This is a genomic window from Streptomyces anulatus (genome assembly GCF_000721175.1).
In the GTDB taxonomy this organism is placed as follows: Bacteria; Actinomycetota; Actinomycetes; order Streptomycetales; family Streptomycetaceae; genus Streptomyces; species Streptomyces anulatus_C.
This window is the reverse complement of the sequence record NZ_JOEZ01000023.1, coordinates 78709-98304: the sequence shown is the minus strand read 5'-3', so window position 1 is coordinate 98304 and position 19596 is coordinate 78709. Positions and strand designations below refer to the sequence as shown.

The 19596-nt window shown below is 70.3% G+C and carries 18 protein-coding genes and 1 tRNA gene; 7 read left to right on the top strand and 12 right to left on the bottom strand.

Annotated features, from left to right (window positions below):
* Positions 1 to 888 (bottom strand): DUF2510 domain-containing protein (locus tag IG90_RS0125960; protein WP_030589289.1); only part of this gene is annotated, 888 nt, incomplete at its 3' end.
* A 248-nt stretch (positions 889 to 1136) separates the two neighbouring features.
* On the opposite strand from IG90_RS0125960, the gene IG90_RS0125955 reads away from it, so the two are divergent.
* The gene (locus tag IG90_RS0125955; protein WP_030589286.1) at positions 1137 to 1619 is read left to right on the top strand and encodes an SsgA family sporulation/cell division regulator; all 483 of its coding nucleotides are present in this window, start codon (positions 1137 to 1139) and stop codon (positions 1617 to 1619) included.
* A 22-nt stretch (positions 1620 to 1641) separates the two neighbouring features.
* Here the strand turns inward: IG90_RS0125955 and IG90_RS0125950 are convergent, their stop codons facing one another.
* On the bottom strand, positions 1642 to 3009 hold the full coding sequence (locus IG90_RS0125950; RefSeq protein WP_030589283.1) for an FAD-binding oxidoreductase: 1368 nt from the start codon (positions 3007 to 3009) through the stop codon (positions 1642 to 1644).
* 97 nt (positions 3010 to 3106) lie between these two features.
* Here IG90_RS0125950 and IG90_RS0125945 point away from each other — a divergent pair, with 97 nt between their 5' ends.
* Positions 3107 to 4732 (top strand): tetratricopeptide repeat protein, encoded by a 1626-nt coding sequence (locus tag IG90_RS0125945; protein WP_033894661.1) that lies wholly within the window; start codon positions 3107 to 3109, stop codon positions 4730 to 4732.
* Positions 4733 to 4816: 84 nt separating this feature from the next.
* Here the strand turns inward: IG90_RS0125945 and hppD are convergent, their stop codons facing one another.
* Positions 4817 to 5962: a 4-hydroxyphenylpyruvate dioxygenase gene (gene hppD, locus IG90_RS0125940; protein ID WP_030589278.1), complete on the bottom strand. Its 1146-nt coding sequence runs from the start codon at positions 5960 to 5962 to the stop codon at positions 4817 to 4819.
* 122 nt (positions 5963 to 6084) lie between these two features.
* Between hppD and IG90_RS0125935 the strand changes: the two genes are divergently transcribed.
* From IG90_RS0125935 to IG90_RS0125920, 4 genes are all read left to right on the top strand, one after another.
* Positions 6085 to 6558, top strand: a complete 474-nt coding sequence (locus IG90_RS0125935) for an Lrp/AsnC family transcriptional regulator (RefSeq protein ID WP_030589276.1) — start codon at positions 6085 to 6087, stop codon at positions 6556 to 6558.
* 128 nt (positions 6559 to 6686) lie between these two features.
* Positions 6687 to 7310, top strand: a complete 624-nt coding sequence (locus tag IG90_RS0125930) for a winged helix-turn-helix domain-containing protein (RefSeq protein ID WP_030589273.1) — start codon at positions 6687 to 6689, stop codon at positions 7308 to 7310.
* Between the two features lie 43 nt (positions 7311 to 7353).
* Entirely contained in the window at positions 7354 to 7548 is a 195-nt protein-coding gene (locus tag IG90_RS0125925; protein ID WP_030589269.1) for a hypothetical protein, read from the top strand.
* Between the two features lie 25 nt (positions 7549 to 7573).
* On the top strand, positions 7574 to 9004 hold the full coding sequence (locus tag IG90_RS0125920) for an MFS transporter (RefSeq protein ID WP_030589266.1): 1431 nt from the start codon (positions 7574 to 7576) through the stop codon (positions 9002 to 9004).
* Here IG90_RS0125920 and IG90_RS0125915 read toward each other — a convergent pair.
* The 5 genes from IG90_RS0125915 to IG90_RS0125895 all read right to left on the bottom strand — a co-directional run bounded on the left by IG90_RS0125915 (position 8964) and on the right by IG90_RS0125895 (position 14683).
* Positions 8964 to 9752, bottom strand: a complete 789-nt coding sequence (locus IG90_RS0125915; protein WP_030589263.1) for a S16 family serine protease — start codon at positions 9750 to 9752, stop codon at positions 8964 to 8966. The two genes, IG90_RS0125920 and IG90_RS0125915, sit on opposite strands and share 41 nt — an antisense overlap.
* Positions 9753 to 9924: 172 nt before the next feature.
* Positions 9925 to 10569: an IclR family transcriptional regulator gene (locus tag IG90_RS0125910; RefSeq protein WP_030589260.1), complete on the bottom strand. Its 645-nt coding sequence runs from the start codon at positions 10567 to 10569 to the stop codon at positions 9925 to 9927.
* Between the two features lie 530 nt (positions 10570 to 11099).
* The gene (locus tag IG90_RS0125905) at positions 11100 to 12884 is read right to left on the bottom strand and encodes a DEAD/DEAH box helicase (RefSeq protein WP_033894660.1); all 1785 of its coding nucleotides are present in this window, start codon (positions 12882 to 12884) and stop codon (positions 11100 to 11102) included.
* Positions 12885 to 13040: 156 nt separating this feature from the next.
* On the bottom strand, positions 13041 to 13184 hold the full coding sequence (locus IG90_RS39765) for a hypothetical protein (RefSeq protein WP_411572602.1): 144 nt from the start codon (positions 13182 to 13184) through the stop codon (positions 13041 to 13043).
* Positions 13184 to 14683 carry an MFS transporter gene (locus IG90_RS0125895; protein WP_030589254.1) on the bottom strand — a complete coding sequence of 500 codons (1500 nt, stop codon included), beginning with the start codon at positions 14681 to 14683 and terminating at the stop codon, positions 13184 to 13186. The genes IG90_RS39765 and IG90_RS0125895 overlap by 1 nt, the downstream gene beginning before the upstream one ends.
* Before the next feature lie 218 nt (positions 14684 to 14901).
* Between IG90_RS0125895 and IG90_RS0125890 the strand changes: the two genes are divergently transcribed.
* Positions 14902 to 14976, top strand: a tRNA-Cys gene (locus IG90_RS0125890).
* Positions 14977 to 15083: 107 nt separating this feature from the next.
* Here IG90_RS0125890 and IG90_RS0125885 read toward each other — a convergent pair.
* The 4 genes from IG90_RS0125885 to IG90_RS0125870 form a co-directional block, all read right to left on the bottom strand.
* Positions 15084 to 15836, bottom strand: a complete 753-nt coding sequence (locus tag IG90_RS0125885) for a hypothetical protein (protein ID WP_030589251.1) — start codon at positions 15834 to 15836, stop codon at positions 15084 to 15086.
* Positions 15837 to 15900: 64 nt separating this feature from the next.
* The gene (locus IG90_RS0125880) at positions 15901 to 16578 is read right to left on the bottom strand and encodes a hypothetical protein (protein ID WP_030589248.1); all 678 of its coding nucleotides are present in this window, start codon (positions 16576 to 16578) and stop codon (positions 15901 to 15903) included.
* Between the two features lie 30 nt (positions 16579 to 16608).
* Entirely contained in the window at positions 16609 to 18990 is a 2382-nt protein-coding gene (locus IG90_RS0125875; protein WP_030589245.1) for a DUF6571 family protein, read from the bottom strand.
* 17 nt (positions 18991 to 19007) lie between these two features.
* A complete protein-coding gene (locus IG90_RS0125870) occupies positions 19008 to 19442 on the bottom strand; it encodes a hypothetical protein (RefSeq protein WP_030589242.1) in 435 nt (144 codons plus the stop codon).
* Positions 19443 to 19596: the final 154 nt, after the last annotated feature.

Genomic DNA, 19596 nt, shown 5'->3' with positions numbered 1-19596 from the left:
GGAGGCGGGGGACGGCGTGGGTAGGGGGGTGGCGGGGACCTGGACCGGCCCCTGACGCACTTCCTGCGGGGCGGGGGTGGGGGCCGGACCCCGCGCCGGTGCGGGAGCCGACGGCTGCGCATGCTGTGGCGGCTGTGACCGCTGCGCCTGCTGTGGCGGCTGCTGCGCCTGCGCCGGAAGGGCCCGGGGCTCCGGAGCCGGTGCGAGGCCGTTCCGCGCAGCGCTCGGGTTCTGCGGCGCGCCCACGTTCTGCGGCCCCTGCGGCGTACCGGAGTCCGACGGTGCCGGGTGGTGGGGCTGTGCGGCGTGGGGCGCAGGAGCGCTCCCCCGTACCGCCTTCGGCTGCGGCCCCACCGCGCGGATCGTGACCGTGCCGTCGGTCGGCGGACGCGTCCCGGCTCCCTCGGCGGACCGGTCGCCGCCCTCCCGCATACCCGGCAGCGCGCCGCCGGTCGGGTCCTGGGCCAGCGGCGCCCTCGGGTCGGCCGACGGCGACGGACGGCCGGCGGGCTCCTGCGCCGGCCCGGCCCAGTCGACCCGGCGGTCCCGTTCGCCGCCGAAACCCTGCTGGCGTGCGCTGTCCGCCTGCCATACGGACGCGGCGTCCGTCTGGTCCGCGACGGCTTCGCCCGGTCCGGCCGGGGACCCCGGACCGGCCTGGAGGCCGTCCTCCTCGTCGAAGAAGATCGGCCCGGTCTCCTCCACCGGCGCGGTCTGCGCACCCGCGGCGGAGGCGGCGGACGGGCTCGCCTGCCGGGGCGCGGGGCGGCTCGTACCGGGGACCCAGGACGCGCCGTTCCAGTACCGGACGTAGCCGGGGATGGAGGGGTCGGGGTAGTAGCCCTCGCGGGGGCTTTCGTCACCGGGTGCCGGAGTTGGCGCGCTCATCAGCGGGTCCCGTATCTCTTCGAGGCCTCAGGCCGTCCCCGCGGCGCGGGCGGACGGCCTCAATACAAGGGTCCACATCTATCAGACAGCCGCCCGCCCCCGGGCCGGTCCACCTGTTTGGGACCACTTTCGGGACGGCCCGAAGTTTTTTCGGGGAAGTCGCGTAATAGGTGGCGGGGAGGGCGCTCTCTCCTTGTGCGGGACGGTCACGGGACCGGCCCATGAGCACCGGAAGGTCGTGCATTCTCATGATGAGCATCGTGGAACGTGAGCTGGAGCTGCGCCTCGTCCTGTCCCCCGAGCGGTCCATCCCGGTACCCGCCCGGCTGACGTACCGCACGGAGGACCCGTACGCCGTGCACATCGCCTTCCACATCGGCTCCGAGTCGCCCGTGCACTGGACGTTCGCCCGGGAGCTGCTGGTGGAGGGCGTGTTCCGGCCGTGCGGGCACGGGGACGTACGGATCTGGCCGACGAAGGTCGACGACCGCAGCGTCATCTGCGTGGCCCTCACCTCCCCCGACGGCAACGCCCTGCTGGAGGTGCCCTCGGCCGCCGTGTCCGCCTGGGTGGAGCGGACCCTGCGGGTGGTGCCGCCGGGCACCGAGAGCGAGCGGCTCGGCATCGACGAGGCGCTGGCCGAGCTGCTGGCGCCGCTGCCGGCGGACGACCTGTGGCTGAGCGACCCGTGGTCGGCGGACGAGTCGCCGTCCCAGGACGGCGAGGTGTGAGAGCCGCCGAACAGGAGGGCGGTCAGAAGAGTTTGCCGGGGTTGAGGAGGCCGAGCGGGTCGAAGGCGGCCTTGATGCCGCGCTGCAGTTCGATGCCGGTCTCGCCCAGTTCGCGGGCGAGCCACTCCTTCTTGAGGACTCCGACGCCGTGTTCGCCGGTGATGGTCCCGCCGAGCTCCAGACCGAGCGCCATGATGGCGTCGAAGGACTCGCGGGCCCGGCGGGACTCGTCGGGGTCGTGGTGGTCGAAGCAGACGACGGGGTGGGTGTTGCCGTCGCCCGCGTGGGCGCAGACGCCGATGGTGAGGTCGTACTCCTCGGCGATGGCCGCCGTGCCCGCGAGCATCGCGCCGAGCCGCGAGCGCGGTACGCAGACGTCGTCGATCATCGTGGCGGACTTGACGGTCTCCAGCGCGGTCAGCGACATCCGGCGCGCCTGGAGGAGCAGTTCGGACTCGGCCGGGTTGTCTGCGGGGACCACCTCGGTGGCCCCGGCGGCGGTGCAGAGCTCTCCGACGGCGGCGAGGTCGGCGAGCGGGTCGGGGGTGTCGAAGGCGCAGAGGAGCAGCGCCTCGGTGGTCTCGGGCAGGCCCATGGAGGCCAGCGCGTTGACGGCACGCACGGTCGTACGGTCCATCAGTTCGAGGAGTGACGGGGTGTGACCGCGCTCCATGATCCGGCACACAGCGTCACAGGCGGCGGTCGCAGTGGGGAACTCGGCGGCGAGGACGAGCTGCCGGGGTGGCTGCGGTCTGAGCGCGAGGACGGCCTTGACGACGATCCCGAGGCTGCCTTCGGACCCGACGAAGAGCCGGGTCAGGTCGTATCCGGCGACGCCCTTGGCGGTGCGGCGGCCGGTGGTCAGGAGCCGTCCGTCGGCGAGGACGACGTCCAGACCGAGGACGTACTCGGCGGTGACCCCGTACTTCACGCAGCACAGGCCGCCGGACGCGGTGCCGATGTTGCCGCCGATGGTGCACGTCTCCCAGCTGGAGGGGTCCGGCGGATAGTACAGACCGTGTTCGTTCACCGCGCGTGACAGCACCGCGTTGACGACGCCCGGTTCGACGACGGCGATCCGGTCGACCGGGCTGATCTCCAGGATCCGGTCCATCTTCACGAGGGACAGCACGATGCAGCCGTCCGAGGCGTTGGCCGCGCCGGACAGGCCGGTGCGGGCGCCCTGCGGGACGACCGGGACGCGCAGCGCGGTGGCGGTGCGCATGACGTGCTGGACCTGCTCGACCGTGCGCGGGAGCACCACGACGGCCGGGGTGCCGGCCTCGCAGAAGCCCGCCATGTCGTGGGCGTAGGACGCGGTGACGTCCGGATCCGTGATCAGCGCCTCGGGAGGCAGTCCCGCGCGCAGCCGTTCGAGGAGATCGCTCATGATCCAAGCGTGACACCCGGGGCCAAAGGTGTGAACCCGTGGGCGGCAGCGATCCCAAGGCGCGGTGTGCTCGTATGACTGACGCACAGTGATGGCCATGGATGTCATGCCGCAGCAGGATCCGGAGTCCCGCCAGCCGCCCGAGCCGTCCCCGCAGGACCCCTGCGTGATGCCCGCCGAAGGCGCCACCGCCGTACTCCCGCCGCCTCCCACCCTGCGGACGACGTTGCGCCGGGCCGCGTTCGGCGCGGTCGCCGCCGGGGTGCTGCTGGCCGGGGCGCTGGTGGCGGCGGAGGACGGGGAGGACGCGCCGAGGGAGCCGGGGCCGGTCGAGCGGGCCGAGGCGGCGACGACCGCGGGCTCCCCCGCCTCGCTCTCGGACCTCACCGCGCTGATCGGGGACCGGCAGAAGTGGGTGGAGTCCCACCCCACGGACGCCCCGTCCCTCGCGACGCTCGGCACGGCGTACGTGGAGTGGGCGCGGCGTTCGGCGGACACGGCGTACTACGCCCGCGCCGAACAGGCCCTGAAGCGTTCGCTGGACGCGCGGCCGGGCGAGCGCGGCAACGGGGAGGCGTGGGTGGGCCTTGCGGCCCTGGCCAACGCCCGGCACGACTTCCTCGCGGCGAAGCGGTGGGGCGAGACCGTGAAGAAGCAGCAGCCGAAGACCTGGAGCGTGTATCCGGTCCTCATCGACGCGTACACCGGGCTCGGCGACCGGCAGGCGGCGACCGCGGCGACGGAGAAGTTCGGTGAGCTGCGCAAGGGCGTTCCGGCGCTGGCCCGCACCGCCGATCTGTACCGGCGCCAGGGCTGGCGCGAGGACGCGCTGGCCACCGCCCGGGAGGCGGCCGACAGGGCGCCGCAGCCCGCCGAGAAGGCCGAGGCGCTGCACCGGCTCGGCGAGCTGGCCTGGGAGCGGGGCGAACCGGAGGAGGCGGTGGCGCAGTTCGACGCGGCGCTGCGCACGGACGCCGGTCAGCTCGCCTCGCTGGCGGGCCGGGCCCGGGCCCTGGCGGCGCTGGACCGCACCGACGAGGCGCTGGCCGCGTACCAGAGCGCGCTGGAGAAGCTCCCGCGCCCGGAGTACGCGCTGGAGCTGGGCGAGCTGTACGAGTCGCTGGGGCTGGACGGGGACGCCCGCACCCAGTACGCGAAGGTGCGGCAGATGGTGGCGGAGGCGAAGAGGGCCGGGGTCGACGAGTCCCTGGTGCTGGCCCGCCTCGAGGCCGACCACGGAGACCCGGACACGGCTGTGGAGCTGCTGCGCGGCCAGTGGACGAAGCAGCACCGCAGTGCGGCGGTGGCGGACGCGCTGGGCTGGGCGCTGCACCGGGCGGGCAGGTCGTGGGAAGGGCTCGAGTACGCGGAGCGGGCCGTCGACACGGGCGTACGGAACGCCTCGTACGCGTACCACCTGGGCGTGATCCAGCGGGAGCTGAAGGACTACGGTCCGGCGCGCCGCCACCTGGAGGAGGCCGTGCGCACCAACCCGGCGTTCTCGCCGCTCGCCGCTCCGTCGGCCCAGGAGGCGTTGGACGCGCTGGGCGAGCCGCCGCCGGGCGGTCCTGGCGGCATGGAGCCGCCTCCGCCTCCGCCGCGGGCCCCCGGGTCGGAGCCGAAGCGGGAGACGAAGCCCGAGGCCCCGGCCCCGGCTCCCTCGAAGTCCCCGTCGCCTTCCGCGCCGCCTCTCCCGTCACCTTCCGCGTCGAGGAGTCCGTGACAGCGGCGCCCGTGAAGGACGCGGGCCGCCGCGGTCCGGGGTACTGCCCCGGGCCGCGGCGGCGTTCTGCGTGGGAGACGCGGGTCAGAGGTTTCCGCGCTTCTCCTGCTCGCGCTCGATGGCCTCGAACAGGGCCTTGAAGTTGCCCTTGCCGAAGCCCATGGAACCGTGGCGCTCGATCATCTCGAAGAAGACGGTCGGGCGGTCCTGGACCGGCTTGGTGAAGATCTGCAGCAGGTAGCCGTCCTCGTCGCGGTCGACGAGGATCTTCAGCTCGCGCAGGGTCTCGACCGGCACCCGGGTCTCGCCGGCCCACTCGCCGAGCGTGTCGTAGTACGAGTCGGGGGTGTCCAGGAACTGGACGCCGGCGGCGCGCATCGAGCGGACCGTGGCGACGATGTCGTTCGTGGCGAGCGCGATGTGCTGGACGCCCGCGCCGCCGTAGAACTCCAGGTACTCGTCGATCTGCGACTTCTTCTTCGCGATGGCCGGCTCGTTGATCGGGAACTTGACCTTGAGCGTGCCGTCGGCGACGACCTTCGACATCAGGGCGGAGTACTCGGTGGCGATGTCGTCGCCCACGAACTCCTTCATGTTGGTGAAGCCCATGACCTGGTTGTAGAAGCCGACCCACTCGTTCATCCGGCCGAGCTCGACGTTGCCGACGCAGTGGTCGATCGCCTGGAAGGTGCGCTTGGCGGGCGGCTCGACGATGGGGGAGGCCGCCGCGAAGCCGGGGAGGTAGGGGCCGTCGTAGCCGGAGCGCTCCACCAGGGTGTGGCGGGTCCTGCCGTACGTGGCGATGGCCGCGAGGACGACGGTGCCGTGCTCGTCCTTGACCTCGTGCGGCTCGGTGATGCCGCTGGCGCCGTGCTCGACGGCGTACGCGTACGCGGCCCGGGCGTCCGGGACCTCGATGGCGAGGTCGACGACGCCGTCGCCGTGCGCGGCGACATGGTCGGAGAGGAAGGTGCCCCACTCGGTGGAGGCCTTGATCACTGAGGTGAAGACGAAGCGGGCGGCGCCGTTGGTCAGGACGTAACTCGCGGTCTCGCGGGTGCCGTTCTCCGGTCCGGAGTAGGCCACGAGCTTCATGCCGAAGGCGGTCGAGTAGTAGTGCGCGGCCTGCTTGGCGTTGCCCACGGCGAAGACGACCGCGTCCATTCCCTTGACCGGGAAGGGGTCGGCCTGCCGGGCGGTTTCGGGGCTGGCGTGCAGAGTCTCAGTCATGTCCGAAGGTTCTCCCCACATCGCAAGGTGCGCAATAGTTCGCGTATTCGCTGGTCAATATGCCCAGTGGATCGCCATGATGGCGGCACTATCTGTACAGGGTGACCATCGAAGGTGGAGTCATGGCGATCGATCATCTGGACGGGCGGCTCATCGTGCTCCTGGCGCGCGAACCGCGGATCGGCGTCCTCGAAGCATCCCGGCGGCTGGGGGTGGCGCGCGGGACCGTGCAGGCGCGGCTGGACCGCCTTCAGTCGAATGGCGTCATCCGGGGGTTCGGCCCCGACGTGGACCCGGCGGCACTCGGCTATCCGGTCACCGCGTTCGCCACTCTGGAGATCAAGCAGGGCCAAGGGGCCGACGTACGGGCCCATTTGGGCGGCGTACCGGAAGTGCTGGAGCTGCACACCACCACCGGGCACGGCGACATGCTGTGCCGGCTCGTCGCCCGCTCCAACGCCGATCTTCAGCGGGTGATCGACCGGGTCGTCGGATTTGGTGGCATTGTCCGGGCCTCCACGGCGATCGTCATGGAGAACCCGGTTCCGCTGCGGATCATCCCGCTGGTGGAACAGGCGGCCGAGGACACCGACTGAGCGAAGGGCTCGGGAGGGCGCGGCCCTGAAGCGCCTCAACCTGACCCGGGTACGGGATGTGGATCGTTGCAAAGACCTCGTTGCAAAAAAGCCTTGCAAAGCCTTCTTTGCATCTCTACTGTCGAAGCATGCCGGACAGTGACAACGAGAACGACCCGCGCCCCTTCCGTCGCGACGGAACCGACCACCGCATACACAACGTCGACGCCCGCACCCTCCGTGCGATCGCGCACCCTCTGCGGCTCCGGCTGCTGAACACGCTGCGCGAGTTCGGCCCGGCCACCGCTTCCAAGCTCGGCGACCGGCTGGGCGAGTCCAGCGGAGCGACCAGTTACCACCTGCGCCGGCTGGCGGAGAGCGGACTGGTCGAGGACGCCCCGGAGCTGGGCAAGGGCCGCGAGCGCTGGTGGCGGTCGGTGCACGACGGCTCGATGTTCGAAACCACGGACTTCCGGACGCACGCCGACCCGGAGGTGCGCGGGGCCATCGACTTCGTCCTGCACGAGACGGCCACCGCGCACGCCCAGGAGCTGAACACCTGGCTGGGCACGATGGGCGACTGGCCGGAGGAGTGGCAGCGGAGCTGGGACCTGAGCGACTTCAAACTGCGCCTCACCCCGGAGCTCGCGCTGGAGCTGTCCGGGAAGGTCCAGGCGCTGATGGAGAGCTACCGCGACATCATCCCCGAGGACACCGAGGGATCCGCCACCGTCCGGACCCACCTGCACGTCTTCCCGCGCCCCTCCGAATGAGCGCCACGCCGCCGACAACCCACCGCATGAAGGGAATCGCCTTATGCACGCCGACGTACACCACCTCCTGCACACCACCCGCGCGGCCGAACTCCACCGCGAGGCAACGGCGTTCCGCCTCCCCCGCACCAGCCTGCGCACCCGGGTCGGCTGGACCCTGGTCGAGGTCGGCCTGCGGCTGACGGCCCAGAGCCGGGAGACGACCGCGCCCCGCGCCGGCGTCCTCCACCCGGCGTGACCATCGACTCGGGGGAGACAGCACCATGGGGCACCGCACCCCGCTCGCCGCCACGCTCGCGGCCAACTCCATATCCACCGCAGGCACTTCACTGACCCTGATCGGTGTCCCCTGGTTCGTCCTGGAGACCACCGGCAGCGCGGGCCGGGCCGGGCTCGTCGCCTTCTGCGCGACCCTCCCGATCGTCGTCGCCGCCCTGATCGGCGGACCGGTCATCGACCGCATCGGCCGCCGCCGGACCGCCATCGCGTCCGACGCCGTGTGCGCGTCGGCCATCGCCGCGATCCCGCTGCTGCACTTCGCCGGCGCCCTCGACTTCTGGATGCTGTGCGCGCTGATGGCGCTCAACGGGTTCGCCCACACCCCGGGAAACACGGCGCGCTACGTCCTGATCCCGGACCTCGCCGAGCACGCCGGCACCACACTCCCCCGGGCCGCCAGCCTCTTCGACGCGGTCTCGCGCGGGGCCCGGATGGCCGGCGCGGCGCTCGCCGGTGTCCTCATCGCCCTCGTCGGCGCGGAGACGGTCCTGCTGCTGGACGCGGCGACGTTCGGGATGTCCGCCCTGCTGATCGCCGTGGGGGTACGGGGAGTGCGCGCGGCCGAACCGCAGAAGGCCGAGGCCCCGGTCTCGCTGCGCACCTACGGCTGCGAACTCCGCGAGGGATACGCCCACTTGCTGGGCAACCGGCTGCTGCTGTCGGTCGTGATCATGGTGATGCTCATGAACGGCACCGACCAGGGCTGGAACGCGGTGCTGCTCCCCGTGCACGCCGAGGGCGAGCTGGGCGGCGCGACCGCCATCGGACTGCTCACCGCGACGCTCGGGGCCGGCGGTCTGGTGGGGGCCCTGCTGTACGGGGCGGTGGGGCACCGCTTCCCGCGGCGGGCGGTGTTCACGGTGTGCGTGATCCTGTGCGGAGCTCCGAGGTACCTGGTGGCCGCGGTGACCGGGACGACGCTTCCGCTCGCGGTGACGATGCTGCTGGGCGGGATCGCGGGCGGCGTGCTGAACCCGATCCTGACGACGGTGATCTACGAGCGTGTGCCGGACCGGCTGCGCAGCCGGGTCTCGGGGGCGCTGACGGCGGGCTGCGAGTTCGCGATGCCGCTGGGCGGGCTCGCGGCGGGGCTGCTGGTGGAGGGCGCGGGGGCGACGGGGGCGCTGCTGGCGATGGGCGGGATCTACTTCCTGGCCACGCTGAGCCCGCTGGTGTTCCCGTCCTGGCGCACGCTGGACGACGCGCCGGAGGCGGAGGACGGGGCAGGGGCGCGGGACGGGACGCCGGAGGCGGCGACCGAGGAGACCGACGAGACACGGAAGACAGGGAGGACCGAGGAGACCGGGAAGAGAGGGGAGAGCGGGAAGACGGACGAGGCCGGGAAGCGGTCCGAGCGGCCCGTGCCGCCGCAGGTCAGCAGCTCGGCACCTTCCCGCCCGTCTCCAGGGCCTTGAGCGAGCCGACCGCGTCCTTCAGCGTGGAGACGGGCACGATCCGCAGCCCGTCGGGCCGCTCGGCCTCCGCCTGAGCGCACTCGGCCTTCGGGACGAGGAAGACGGTCGCCCCGTCGCGGTGGGCGGCCTGCGTCTTCATCGACACCCCGCCGACCGCGCCGACCTTGCCGTCCGCGGTGATCGTTCCCGTACCGGCGATGGTGCGGCCGCCGGCGAGGCCGCCGCCGGAGCCGTTGCCGTCGAGCTTGTCGATGATGCCGAGGGAGAGGAAGAGCCCGGCGCTCGGGCCGCCGATGTCGCCGAGGTCCACCTCGACCCGCATCGAACCGGGTTCGCGGTCCAGGTAGTTCAGGGCGGCGTCGACGGCGACGTTCTGCGACTCCTTCATGTCGTCGAGGTTGTGCTTCTCGATCTCCTTCTCGGAGCCGCCGGTGGGGTAGACGGAGTCGCGCGGCATGACCGCACGGTCGTCGCGGAACCAGCCGTCGACCACCTCGCCGATCCGGACGTCCGCCTTCGGCCCGGTGGCCAGGATCGTCGTCATCCGCAGCTGCCCGTCGGCCGGCCGGGTCTCGGCGCCGGTGATGGTGATCACCGGCCGACCGTCGTCCTTGCCGAGCACGTCCGCGGTCACCCCCGGCCGCGCCAGGGTGAACGGGAGCGGCGCGAGGGCCACCGTACCGAACAGGGCGAGGACGGGCAGCGCGCAGATGGCGAGGACGCGGGGGCGCGAAAGGCGAGAGAGCACGCACCCAATCTAACCGGCGCGCCGGACCGGGAACGCGCCAGGCGTACGCCGCCCTCGCCGCCTCCGCGAGGGCACGCCCGGCGCGCTTCCGCGCCCGGCGCGCTTCCGTCCCGTGACGCGCTTCCGCGCCCGGCGCGCTTCCGTCCCGTGACGCTTCCGTCCCGTGACGCGCTTACCGCAGCGCGTCGGCCACTTCCCGGGCGGCGTCGAGCACGCGGGGCCCGACCCGTTCCGGTACGGCGTCGGCGAGCATGACGACACCCACGCTGCCCTCCACGCCCGAGACCCCGACCAGGGGCGCGGCCGCCCCGCTGGCCCCGGCTTCGAGTTCGCCGTGGGTGAGGGTGTAGCCGGGGTGCCCGGACTCCGTCGTCCGGCGGGCGGACAGGATGGCCCGGCCCGCCGCGCCCCGGTCCAGCGGGTGGCGGAAGCCGGCCCGGTAGGCGACGTGGTAGTCGGTCCAGGTGGGCTCGACCACCGCGACCGCGAGGGCGTCGCTGCCGTCGACGAGCGTGAGGTGGGCGGTGGCCCCTATGTCCTCGGCCAGGGAGCGCAGCGCGGGCAGCGCGGCTTCCCGGACGAGCGGGTGCACCTGGCGGCCGAGCCGCAGCACACCGAGGCCGACCCGGGCGCGGCCGCCCAGGTCACGGCGCACCAGGGCGTGCTGCTCCAGGGTGGCGAGCAGACGGTAGACGACGGTCCGGTTGACCCCGAGCTTGTTGGACAACTCGGTGACGGTCAGGCCGTGATCGGTGTCGGCGAGCAGTTTGAGGACACGCAGCCCTCGGTCGAGCGTCTGGGAAGTCTCCGCTGTCACGACGCCCTCTCCTCTTCGGGGTGAGCGACGACGGTCCTGCTCCGGCGGTTGCGACGCCGGTCCCAGCGGCGACGCACGGAGAGGCCGCCGGTCTGGCAAGGCACCGGCTGCGCTCCGCGGCGGCGTTGCCACGGGGCGTTCATATGCCGGGGACAGTAGCGATCCAGTCCGCTCAGCGGAAGTACTCGTCCAGAATCCGGTCTCCGGACACGGGGCCGCGGCACGGCCCGCACATAAGGGCCGGTCAGCGGGACGGCGTCCGGTAAGCGAACATCTACGCGCGTTCACGTGTCACGACACCGCCCGGGCCGCATGTCCACGGATGTGAGCCGGCGTTAACAGTCTGTGAACGGCCACCGGAGAAATTTGCCGGACCCGCCTCCCGGAAGCGCCGCCTCGCCGCCCGGAGAAGCCGTCCGCCCGGACGGCCGTCCGCCCGGAGCAGCCGTCCGCCCGGACGGCCGTCCGCCCGTACGGGAGAGGAACCTCCGTACGGGCCGACGAAGCCGCAATGCCACCGGGATCCGGGATCACGTCATCCGGGTGGCCCACTCCTGGACCTTCACGATGCGCTGCTGGATCTGGTGGGCCGTCGCCTCGGCGCTCGGCGGGCCGCCGCAGACCCGGCGGAGCTCGGTGTGGATGACACCGTGGGGCTTGCCGCTCTGGTGGGTGTAGGCGGAGACCATCGTGTTGAGCTGCTTGCGCAGGCTCAGCAACTGCTTGTGGGTGACCACGGGCCGGGCGTCGGCCGGCTTCTCCAGCAGGTCGGCCTCCGAGGCCGGCTTCTGGCGACTGTGCGCGATCTGCCGGCTCTGCCGCTTCTGGAGGAGCAGCTGGACCTGGTCCGGTTCGAGGAGCCCCGGGATGCCGAGGTAGTCCTGCTCCTCCTCGGAACCGGGGTGGGCCTGCATGCCGAACTCGGCGCCGTCGTACAGCACCCGGTCGAAGACGGCGTCGGACTCCAGCGCCTCGAAGGGCAGCTGCTCCTCGGTCTCCTCGTCCTCCAGCTTCTCCGCGTCGGCGAGGAGCTTGTCCTCCTCGGAGAACGGGTTCTCCTCGTCGCTTCCCTTCTTCGGTTTGTCGAGGACGTGGTCGCGCTCGACCTCCATCTCGTTGGCGAAGTCGAGGAGCATCGGGATCGTCGGTACGAAGACGGAGGCCGTCTCACCGCGCCTGCGGGACCGCACGAAGCGGCCCACGGCCTGGGCGAAGAAGAGGGGCGTCGAGATCGTGGTCGCGTACACGCCGACGGCGAGCCGCGGCACGTCCACCCCCTCCGACACCATCCGCACCGCGACCATCCAGCGCGACTCGTCCGCGCTGAACTTGTCGATCTTCTTGGAGGCGGCCTTCTCGTCGGAGAGGACGACGGTCGGCGTCTCGCCGGTGACCTTCTTGAGGATCTTGGCGTACGCGCGTGCCGAGTCCTGGTCGGTCGCGATGACGAGCCCGCCCGCGTCGGGGATGCCCTTGCGGACCTCGGTGAGCCGCTTGTCGGCGGCGGAGAGCACGTTGGGGATCCACTCGCCGGTGGGCGCCAGCGCGGTGCGCCAGGCCTGCCCGATGGCGTCCTTGGTCATCGGCTCGCCGAGCCGGGCCGCGATCTCGTCGCCGGCCTTGGTGCGCCAGCGCATGTTGCCGCTGTAGCTGAGGAAGATGACCGGGCGGACGACGCCGTCGGCGAGCGCGTTGCCGTAGCCGTAGGTGTAGTCGGCGGAGGAGCGGCGGATGCCGTCGTTGCCCTCCTCGTACGCGACGAAGGGGATCGGGTTGGTGTCCGACCGGAACGGCGTACCGGTCAGCGCGAGCCGCCGGGTCGCCGGGTCGAACGCCTCCTGGCAGGCCTCGCCCCAGGACTTCGAGTCACCGGCGTGGTGGATCTCGTCGAGGATCACGAGCGTCTTGCGCTGCTCGCAGCGGTTGCGGTGCAGCATCGGGCGGACGCCGACACCGGCGTACGTCACGGCGACCCCGTGGTAGTCCTTGCTCAGCGGCCCTGCGCTGTAGTCGGGATCGAGTTTGATCCCTATCCGCGCGGCCGCCTCCGCCCACTGCTTCTTGAGGTGCTCGGTCGGGGCGACGACGGTGATCTGCTGCACGACATGGTGGTGCAGCAGCCATGACGCGAGGGTCAGCGCGAAGGTGGTCTTGCCTGCGCCGGGCGTCGCGACGGCGAGGAAGTCGCGTGGCTGCTCCTGGACGTACCTCTCCATGGCGCCCTGCTGCCAGGCTCGCAGCTTGCCGGCGGTGCCCCAGGGGGCGCGGCCGGGAAAGGCGGGTGAGAGGTGGTGGGAGGCGGTGGTAGTAGTCACGGTCTCCGGTTCGGGGCTCTCGGGTACGTGGGTCGCTGTCGGCACCGGACCGGGCCGGTGCGTCCCGGCCCGCGATACGACAACCGGGCCACCCTACCGGGGGCCCGGTTGGAACCCGCCACGAACGAGCCGCGCCGGTGCCGGAGGAGACAGTGCTCACATCGCGTCGTGCAGCGCTCTCAGCCGCCCTGCGATCTGGTCCACATCCTCAAGGCCGCCCATGGCCACCTCTATGACGAGTTTGTACGCCTCGTCCTGGTCGACCTCGGCCATGTCGGTCCCGTTGAAGTCGAGGAACACTACCGCTCGCGCACACGGGTCGCCACCCACGCCCCCACCACCGCCACCCCCGCCATCGGCAGGAACACGGCGGCGAACGCGCCCGGGTGCGAGCCGGAGGCTCCGGCCTCCACCGCCCCGTGCGCGGCCGCGCCCACCGCGCCGCCGCCGAGCGCGGCGAAGGCCGCCCCGCCGGTGGCCAGGAGGAGCACGTTGGAGAGCCCGTCGGAGATCTGGAGGGCGGCGGAGTTGGAGCCCGCCTCCTCGGGGGCCGAGAGCTTCAGCAGCAGCACGCTGGTGGAAGCGATCACCATGCCCATGCCGAAGCAGCCGAAGGCCCAGGCGACGGCGACGGTCCAGACGGGGACCCCTTCGATCAGCACGGAGGGCGCGACGGCGATCGAGGCGGCGACGAGCACCATGCCGCCGACCATCAGCCGCTCCCGGTGCGCTTCCATGCGCGGCCGGGACTGTACGAACGAGCCGAGCGCCCAGGTCGCCCCGCCCACGGCCAGCGAGAGCCCGGCCATCGTCGGGGACAGTCCGCGCTGGGTGACCAGCATCAGCGGTACGAAGGACTCGGCGGCGATGAACGACCCGGCGGCGATCCCGCGCAGCAGGACCACCGAGGGCAGCCCGCGCCCCGCCCGTACGGTCCCGGTGGGCAGCAGTCCGCGGACGGCGGGCACCAGCAGGGCGACGCCGAGGGCGGCCGGCAGGAGGGCGAGCCAGTTCAGCTCCTGCCCCGCGTACTGGAGCAGCCCCGCCCCGGCCGAGATCCCGAGGGCCAGCCGGATCCGGCGGCGGTCGTACGGCTCGGTGGCGGCGGCCGGATCCGCCGGCCCGGAGGCGGTCCGCCGGATCGCCGGGAGGGCCAGGGCAAGCGGGATCACGATGAGAACAGGAATGCCGACGAACACCCAGCGCCAGCCGAGGTGCTCGGTCACCGTCCCGGAGGCGAGCGGCCCCACGACGGAGGGGATCACCCAGCTCGCGGCGAACGCGGCCAGGATCGCGGGCCGGATGCGCTCGGGGTAGGCCCGCCCGATGACCACGTACAGGGCGACGATCACCAGCCCACCGCCGAGGCCCTGGACCGCCCGGCCCGCGATGAAGATCCACATGCCGGTGGCCGCCCCGGAGAGCAGCAGGCCGGCGCCGAACGCGGTGATCCCGGTGGCGAGCGGCTGGAGCGGTCCGCGCCGGTCGGCCCACTGCCCGGAGAGGACCATGGCGAAGAGGCTGGTGGTGAAGTACGCGGAGAAGGCGAACGCGTAGAGGGGGATCCCGTTCAGCTCACGGGCGGCGACCGGCATGGCCGTGCCGACCGCCGTGGCCTCGAACGCGATGAGGAACACGACGGAGACGATGCCGATGCTGAGCGCCCGGTAGGTGCGCCCGAGGACCCCTTCGACGGCCGCGAGCGGAACGTCGGACAACGGGTCCGGGGAGGGGGCGTCGGTCCCGGTCGGCGCAAGGCGCGCGGCATCGGTGCCGTCACGCGGTTCGAGGGCGGTCATGGCCTCAGCGTAAGGGGCGCGGGGCAGTTTGAACCCTGTCGATGTACCGTCCCGCGCTCGGCCCTTGGTCGTAGGTCCCGAGCCCCGGGTGTGAACGGCGTATGGCAGTCGCGTTGCGGCAGGGCCGGATTCCTTGAGGCGGAGACGGGCGGCCCGTAGCGTCACGGTCAGCAAAGGAACGCAGCAGAAGAACGAGCAGCGACACAGCACCACACCCCGACCGTGTGCCCGAGAGGCTCAGGGGCTCGACTGCAACTCGAGTTACACCGGTTCGAATCCGGTCACGGTCTCCACAACACGGAAGTGGCCGCCCCCAGGACACAAGGGGGCTGCCACTTCCGCAGGCACGCACTCCCACACGCTCCCACACGCGTTCGTACGCGCCCGGGCCGATTACCGCTCACGCCTTGAGCGCGTCCAGCACATCGTGCGCATCGCTGATCAGGTCGCCTTGGTACGGGGTCAGCTCGGGAACCTCGGTCTCGCCCTCAGGCGGGTCCTCGCCGTCGTACACCGTCGATACGGACATGCCGATCGTGATGACGGCACCGCCGTCCAGCACGGACACCTGCGAGGAGGCGTCGTCCAGCGTCACCAGATAGGCGCTGTCCCCGAGACCGACGATTCCCGCCACCTTGGCGACTTCATTTCCGAAGAGGTCCACCTTCGTGTTCAGAGCTTCGAATTCGGGCCCTGGGTCGGTCTCCTTGTGCAGTTCGACCCTCATCGTCACGGAGATCTGGGTGGACCACCCGTCCGCAGCCTGCTTCTTCCCGGAAACCTTGAAGGGAGCGAGCGAGACCGCGCAGTCGACCCGGTCGACGGCAGGATGCTCGACCCGCCCGGGCTGCTCGGTCGGCTTGTGCTCCGCCTTCCCGACGGATCCGGAGAGCGCCTTGAGCTTCATCGCGGCACAGGGCTTCGCCCCCAGCCGATACCCCCGCACATCCGGCTTCCCGTCCCCGAACCCGTACGCAAACACCGCCGCCGCCCACACCACGGAAGCCACCAGCACGCCGGCCACGCCCCAGAGCAGCCCCTGCCCCCGCCGCCGCGCGTCGGCCGAAGGCCCTTGCCTCGGATCGAACTCGCTCACCACTTCTGCGGGCGCGCCCGGTTCGTACTCCCCCACCATCTCCGGCTCGGAAATCACACCGGCACCTCCCCCTGGTCAACGGCTACGGTACCGGCCGCCGCCCCCGCCGCCGCGTCGCGCGTCACGCGGGGTCGAGTACCGGCCGGGCCTCCAGCCCTCCGTCGTCCTCGCAGCGCAGTTCCTTCGCCATGGCCAGGGCGAAGGAATGAGCCACTGTCGCGTAGGCGTCCGTCAACTTCTCCGGATCACCCTCGGGGTCCTTGGGCGACCAACGCTCCACGCCGAGTCTGATGTGAGTCGGTGTGGAGCCAGGCAATTTCTCGCTCCGGCAGGCGAACCGGACAACACCGGCGTCCGGAGCGGCCAAGGCCTGCTCCCCCATCGGAAGCACCCTGAACTCCGGAGCAGGTTCACCCTCCGGCGTGCCCCAGGCCAGATCCCAGGTGACCTCCAGCCGATCGCTTGGGACGGAATCAATCGCGTACACGTGGCAGATGTCCCCGTCATCGGCGGCGGGGGAAGCATACGCCTCGCTCAATGACCTTGCGGCGTATGCGACGGTGGACTTCTCGTCCGAGTCCTCGAACCTTGACGAACCCGTGATCACCTTCAGTGCCTTTCCCGCCTCGACCGAGACCGCTTTGCCGCCGCAGAGCTGTGTACCCGCCACACCCCTGTCGTCCCCCATCGCTGCCCCGCCCCCCTCGGTGCAGCCGACCACTCCGAGTGCCAGTGAGCCCACCAATGATGCGACGACGGCTCGATGGCTCACACCCCTTCGACTCATCACTGTCATCATCCTCCCTACTTACTCGCCTGCTCACCGGCATCAGCCGGTCTCCGGATCATTACCCTGTTGCTTCGCGCGGGCGTTTCCGGTGGAATATCCGATACTCATGGATTCTTTGAGATCTCGCCCAAAAACGCTATCGGGGCCCACTTCATGGTGACGCATAAATTCCTCCATCGGCGATTCGGCCATGTTCTCGCCGGCGGAATAAATCTTGCGCCTCTCAGTCTCTATTAGTTCCTCGACCTTCTCCTTGTGCTTGTCCACCGAGTTATCGGAGACGTCGCCTATCACCTGTCCGATGACCTGCTCTAGAGCACCACTTGCGGTGTCGGTGGCCAATGGAATGAGGACGGCGGCAGCACCCACGGCTGCCGTCGCGGGCAAGAAGGCCACGCCCGCCGCCACGCCCGCCACGGCCCCGAACTCGACCCAGCCCGCCCGCTTGGCCACCGCCTTCTCGTAATCCTCATGGACTTTGAGGTTCGTCGCCTCCACTTGGTCGGCCCGGGACTGGTCGAGCATGCCCTGCACCTCGGACCCCGTGTATACAGCCGTCCGCGCCGCGCCTTGGTCGATCTGCCCGTCACGGCCCACATGCGCTTCCAACACACTGCGGGTGTAGATCTCCTCCGCCGCCGAGACGGTCGCGTAGGCGTCCGGGTGCTGACCGAGTGCGCTCAGGAAACCCCGGACGATGTTGCGGCCGTTGCGGTCCTCGGTGTCCGCGAAGTCGAGATGCGCTTCACGGTTCGAACCGGGGGCGAAAATACTTTTCGCATTGTTCTCATTCAGCGCCCAGTTGATGTCGTCGATATATCCCGCACCCATGACGCCAATGCTGTCCGCCAAGCCCTCCTGGTGCTTGAGCAAGCCAGTGTCCGACCCGTACTTCTCCATGACCTTCTGCATGATCGCAGCATTGTCGGCATCCCGCTGCACACGCGCGTCCGGCTCACCCGCCGGGTAGCCCAACGTTGCCGCCTCCAGTGCATGACCCAGCGCGTCCGGCATGTACTGAAGAGTGGGCCCCAGTTTGTCCGGATCGGTAGAGTTGGAGTCCGGGAACGATTCCCACTTCTCGTTTCCGAAGAAGTCGAGGTAGTTGTCGATGGCCACCTCATCCTTCTTGCCGAGGTCGTTGTCGATGGCCTCGGACTCCTTTTTGCCAAGGTCGGCCGTGGCACCTCCGTTGACCGTACCGTCTTCGTTGTAGGCCGTCGGGTCATCGGTGAAGAACTTCTTCGCCGCGTCCGGACTGTTTCCAAGCGCCTCCAGCATGGCGGTGATCGGGTCATAGCCGGACCCGTTCTTTCCCGAAGGGTTGAACGGGTTGTCCAGAAAGCCGTTCACCTGCTTGTTGCCGGCAAACCGGTAGGGGTCCTTCTGATGCAGCTGCGCCACGTGCTCGGCGATCGGGTTGAGGAACTTCGCGTCGTAGTCCCCATACCGCATGATTCCGCCGAGCAGTTGATATCCGTACGGGCCGCCGCTGTTGTCGTACTTGGATAGCGGGATCTGCTGGGTGCCCATCTTGCGGAGCTCCGGCCCCCACTCCGCGGTGAACGCCTTGTCGTGCGAGGCCGTGGCCAGGTTGAGGCCGAGGTTGCGCTGGAGGGCCTGGACGTCTGCCAGGCGCTCCTTGTCGACCTTGCTGTAGTCGTGCGTGTCCGTGGCGAGCTGCCCGAAGAAGGCGAGCGACTTCTCCGGGCCTAGCTTCTCGTAGAAGCCCGTGGCGAACTCTGGCGAATTGGCGTTGTCACGCAGCAGTTCGTTGAGCGCCTGGAGTTGGGCGTGTGTCAGGTCGCGTCCCTTGCGCGCGAGGTCAGCGGCACGGGCGGCTTCCTCCTGATCCAGGTTCTTGTACTTCGGACTGCTGAAATTCTTGCCTTCGGTGACGTTGGCCTCGAGCGCGTTCTTGAAGGCGACGTCGGTGTCGTTGCAGTTGTCGACGATCAGGTCGATCTTCTTCTGCCAGCTCTCGACGGCTTCCTTCTGCTTGCGCAGCGCTTCGGGGTAGTCGGGATCGTGCCGCGCAGTCACGTCTTCCTCCAGCGGCCTCCGCGGCGTGACGTTGCCCTTGGCGTCCACATGGATGCCTGCCCCGCGCCCTTCGACGTCGCGGATGTTCACCAGGTCATCCTTGGCCTTCTTGAAGGCCGCGTGCGCGTCCTCCAGAACGAGCTTCACGCCTTTGGCCTCGGCGACCGCATCCTTGAACTCCTTGGCCGTCTTGCCGATGAACCCTTTGGTGACGCCGGCGTTCACGCCTTCCCACTCAGCCTTGTCCGCCTTGACCTTCATGCCGTCGTTGGCCACCTCGGCCAGGCGTTGCAGCTTGGTGACCATCTCCGACCAGTCGTCGACAGCTTCCTTCAGCTTGCCCAGTGGTGCGTCGATGATGTCCTCGTACTTCAGCACGCCAACTCCCCCGTGACTTACTTCAGATACTCGTTGAGCTTCGACACACTGAGCAGATCGCCGACGATCTGGACGTCGTCCTTGTGGTGAGATGCCTTGGAGTAGTCAAGGTGGTTCGAGATCTGTGCGCAAGCATCGAGGAGCGTCTTGAGGTGCGTCTGCCAACGATCGTGAACCTTCAGCAGACCGGATCCGCTCTCGAAGTTGCCGTTGGTGAGCGCGATGGCCGCGTCGAAGGTCGTGGGCCGGGCGTGGTCGCCGTCCTTCGACAGCCGCGTGCGCAGCTCGTACGCGTCATGCCCGATCGCGCCCAGGTCGTCATCGTTGACGGCAAGGTCAGCCTGGGAGGGGCCCTTGGGAACTCCTGGTTCGGCAGGTACGCCATTGAGGCGCATATCAACCCTTTGGGCTGATTCGGTACGAAGCGCTGACCATTCCGCGTCGAACGTCATGAATTCCCCTGTGGTCACTCGTGAAATCGCCTGAAACTTCGGCGACTTCACCCGACGAGGACACTCATGCTAAGGGCTGTCCCGCAATTCCCGGCGGGCGCACGACGACAGCTACGGCACCTCGCCGCGTTGTCGGAACATCCACTCGCGGACC

Coding starts and splice junctions, on each gene's coding strand:
- IG90_RS0125955 (WP_030589286.1), top strand. CDS start 1,137: ATGATGAGCATCGTGGAACGTGAGCTGGAGCTGCGCCTCGTCCTGTCC.
- IG90_RS0125950 (WP_030589283.1), bottom strand. CDS start 3,009: ATGAGCGATCTCCTCGAACGGCTGCGCGCGGGACTGCCTCCCGAGGCG.
- IG90_RS0125945 (WP_033894661.1), top strand. CDS start 3,107: ATGGATGTCATGCCGCAGCAGGATCCGGAGTCCCGCCAGCCGCCCGAG.
- hppD (WP_030589278.1), bottom strand. CDS start 5,962: ATGACTGAGACTCTGCACGCCAGCCCCGAAACCGCCCGGCAGGCCGAC.
- IG90_RS0125935 (WP_030589276.1), top strand. CDS start 6,085: ATGGCGATCGATCATCTGGACGGGCGGCTCATCGTGCTCCTGGCGCGC.
- IG90_RS0125930 (WP_030589273.1), top strand. CDS start 6,687: ATGCCGGACAGTGACAACGAGAACGACCCGCGCCCCTTCCGTCGCGAC.
- IG90_RS0125925 (WP_030589269.1), top strand. CDS start 7,354: ATGCACGCCGACGTACACCACCTCCTGCACACCACCCGCGCGGCCGAA.
- IG90_RS0125920 (WP_030589266.1), top strand. CDS start 7,574: ATGGGGCACCGCACCCCGCTCGCCGCCACGCTCGCGGCCAACTCCATA.
- IG90_RS0125895 (WP_030589254.1), bottom strand. CDS start 14,683: ATGACCGCCCTCGAACCGCGTGACGGCACCGATGCCGCGCGCCTTGCG.
- IG90_RS0125880 (WP_030589248.1), bottom strand. CDS start 16,578: ATGATGACAGTGATGAGTCGAAGGGGTGTGAGCCATCGAGCCGTCGTC.
- IG90_RS0125870 (WP_030589242.1), bottom strand. CDS start 19,442: ATGACGTTCGACGCGGAATGGTCAGCGCTTCGTACCGAATCAGCCCAA.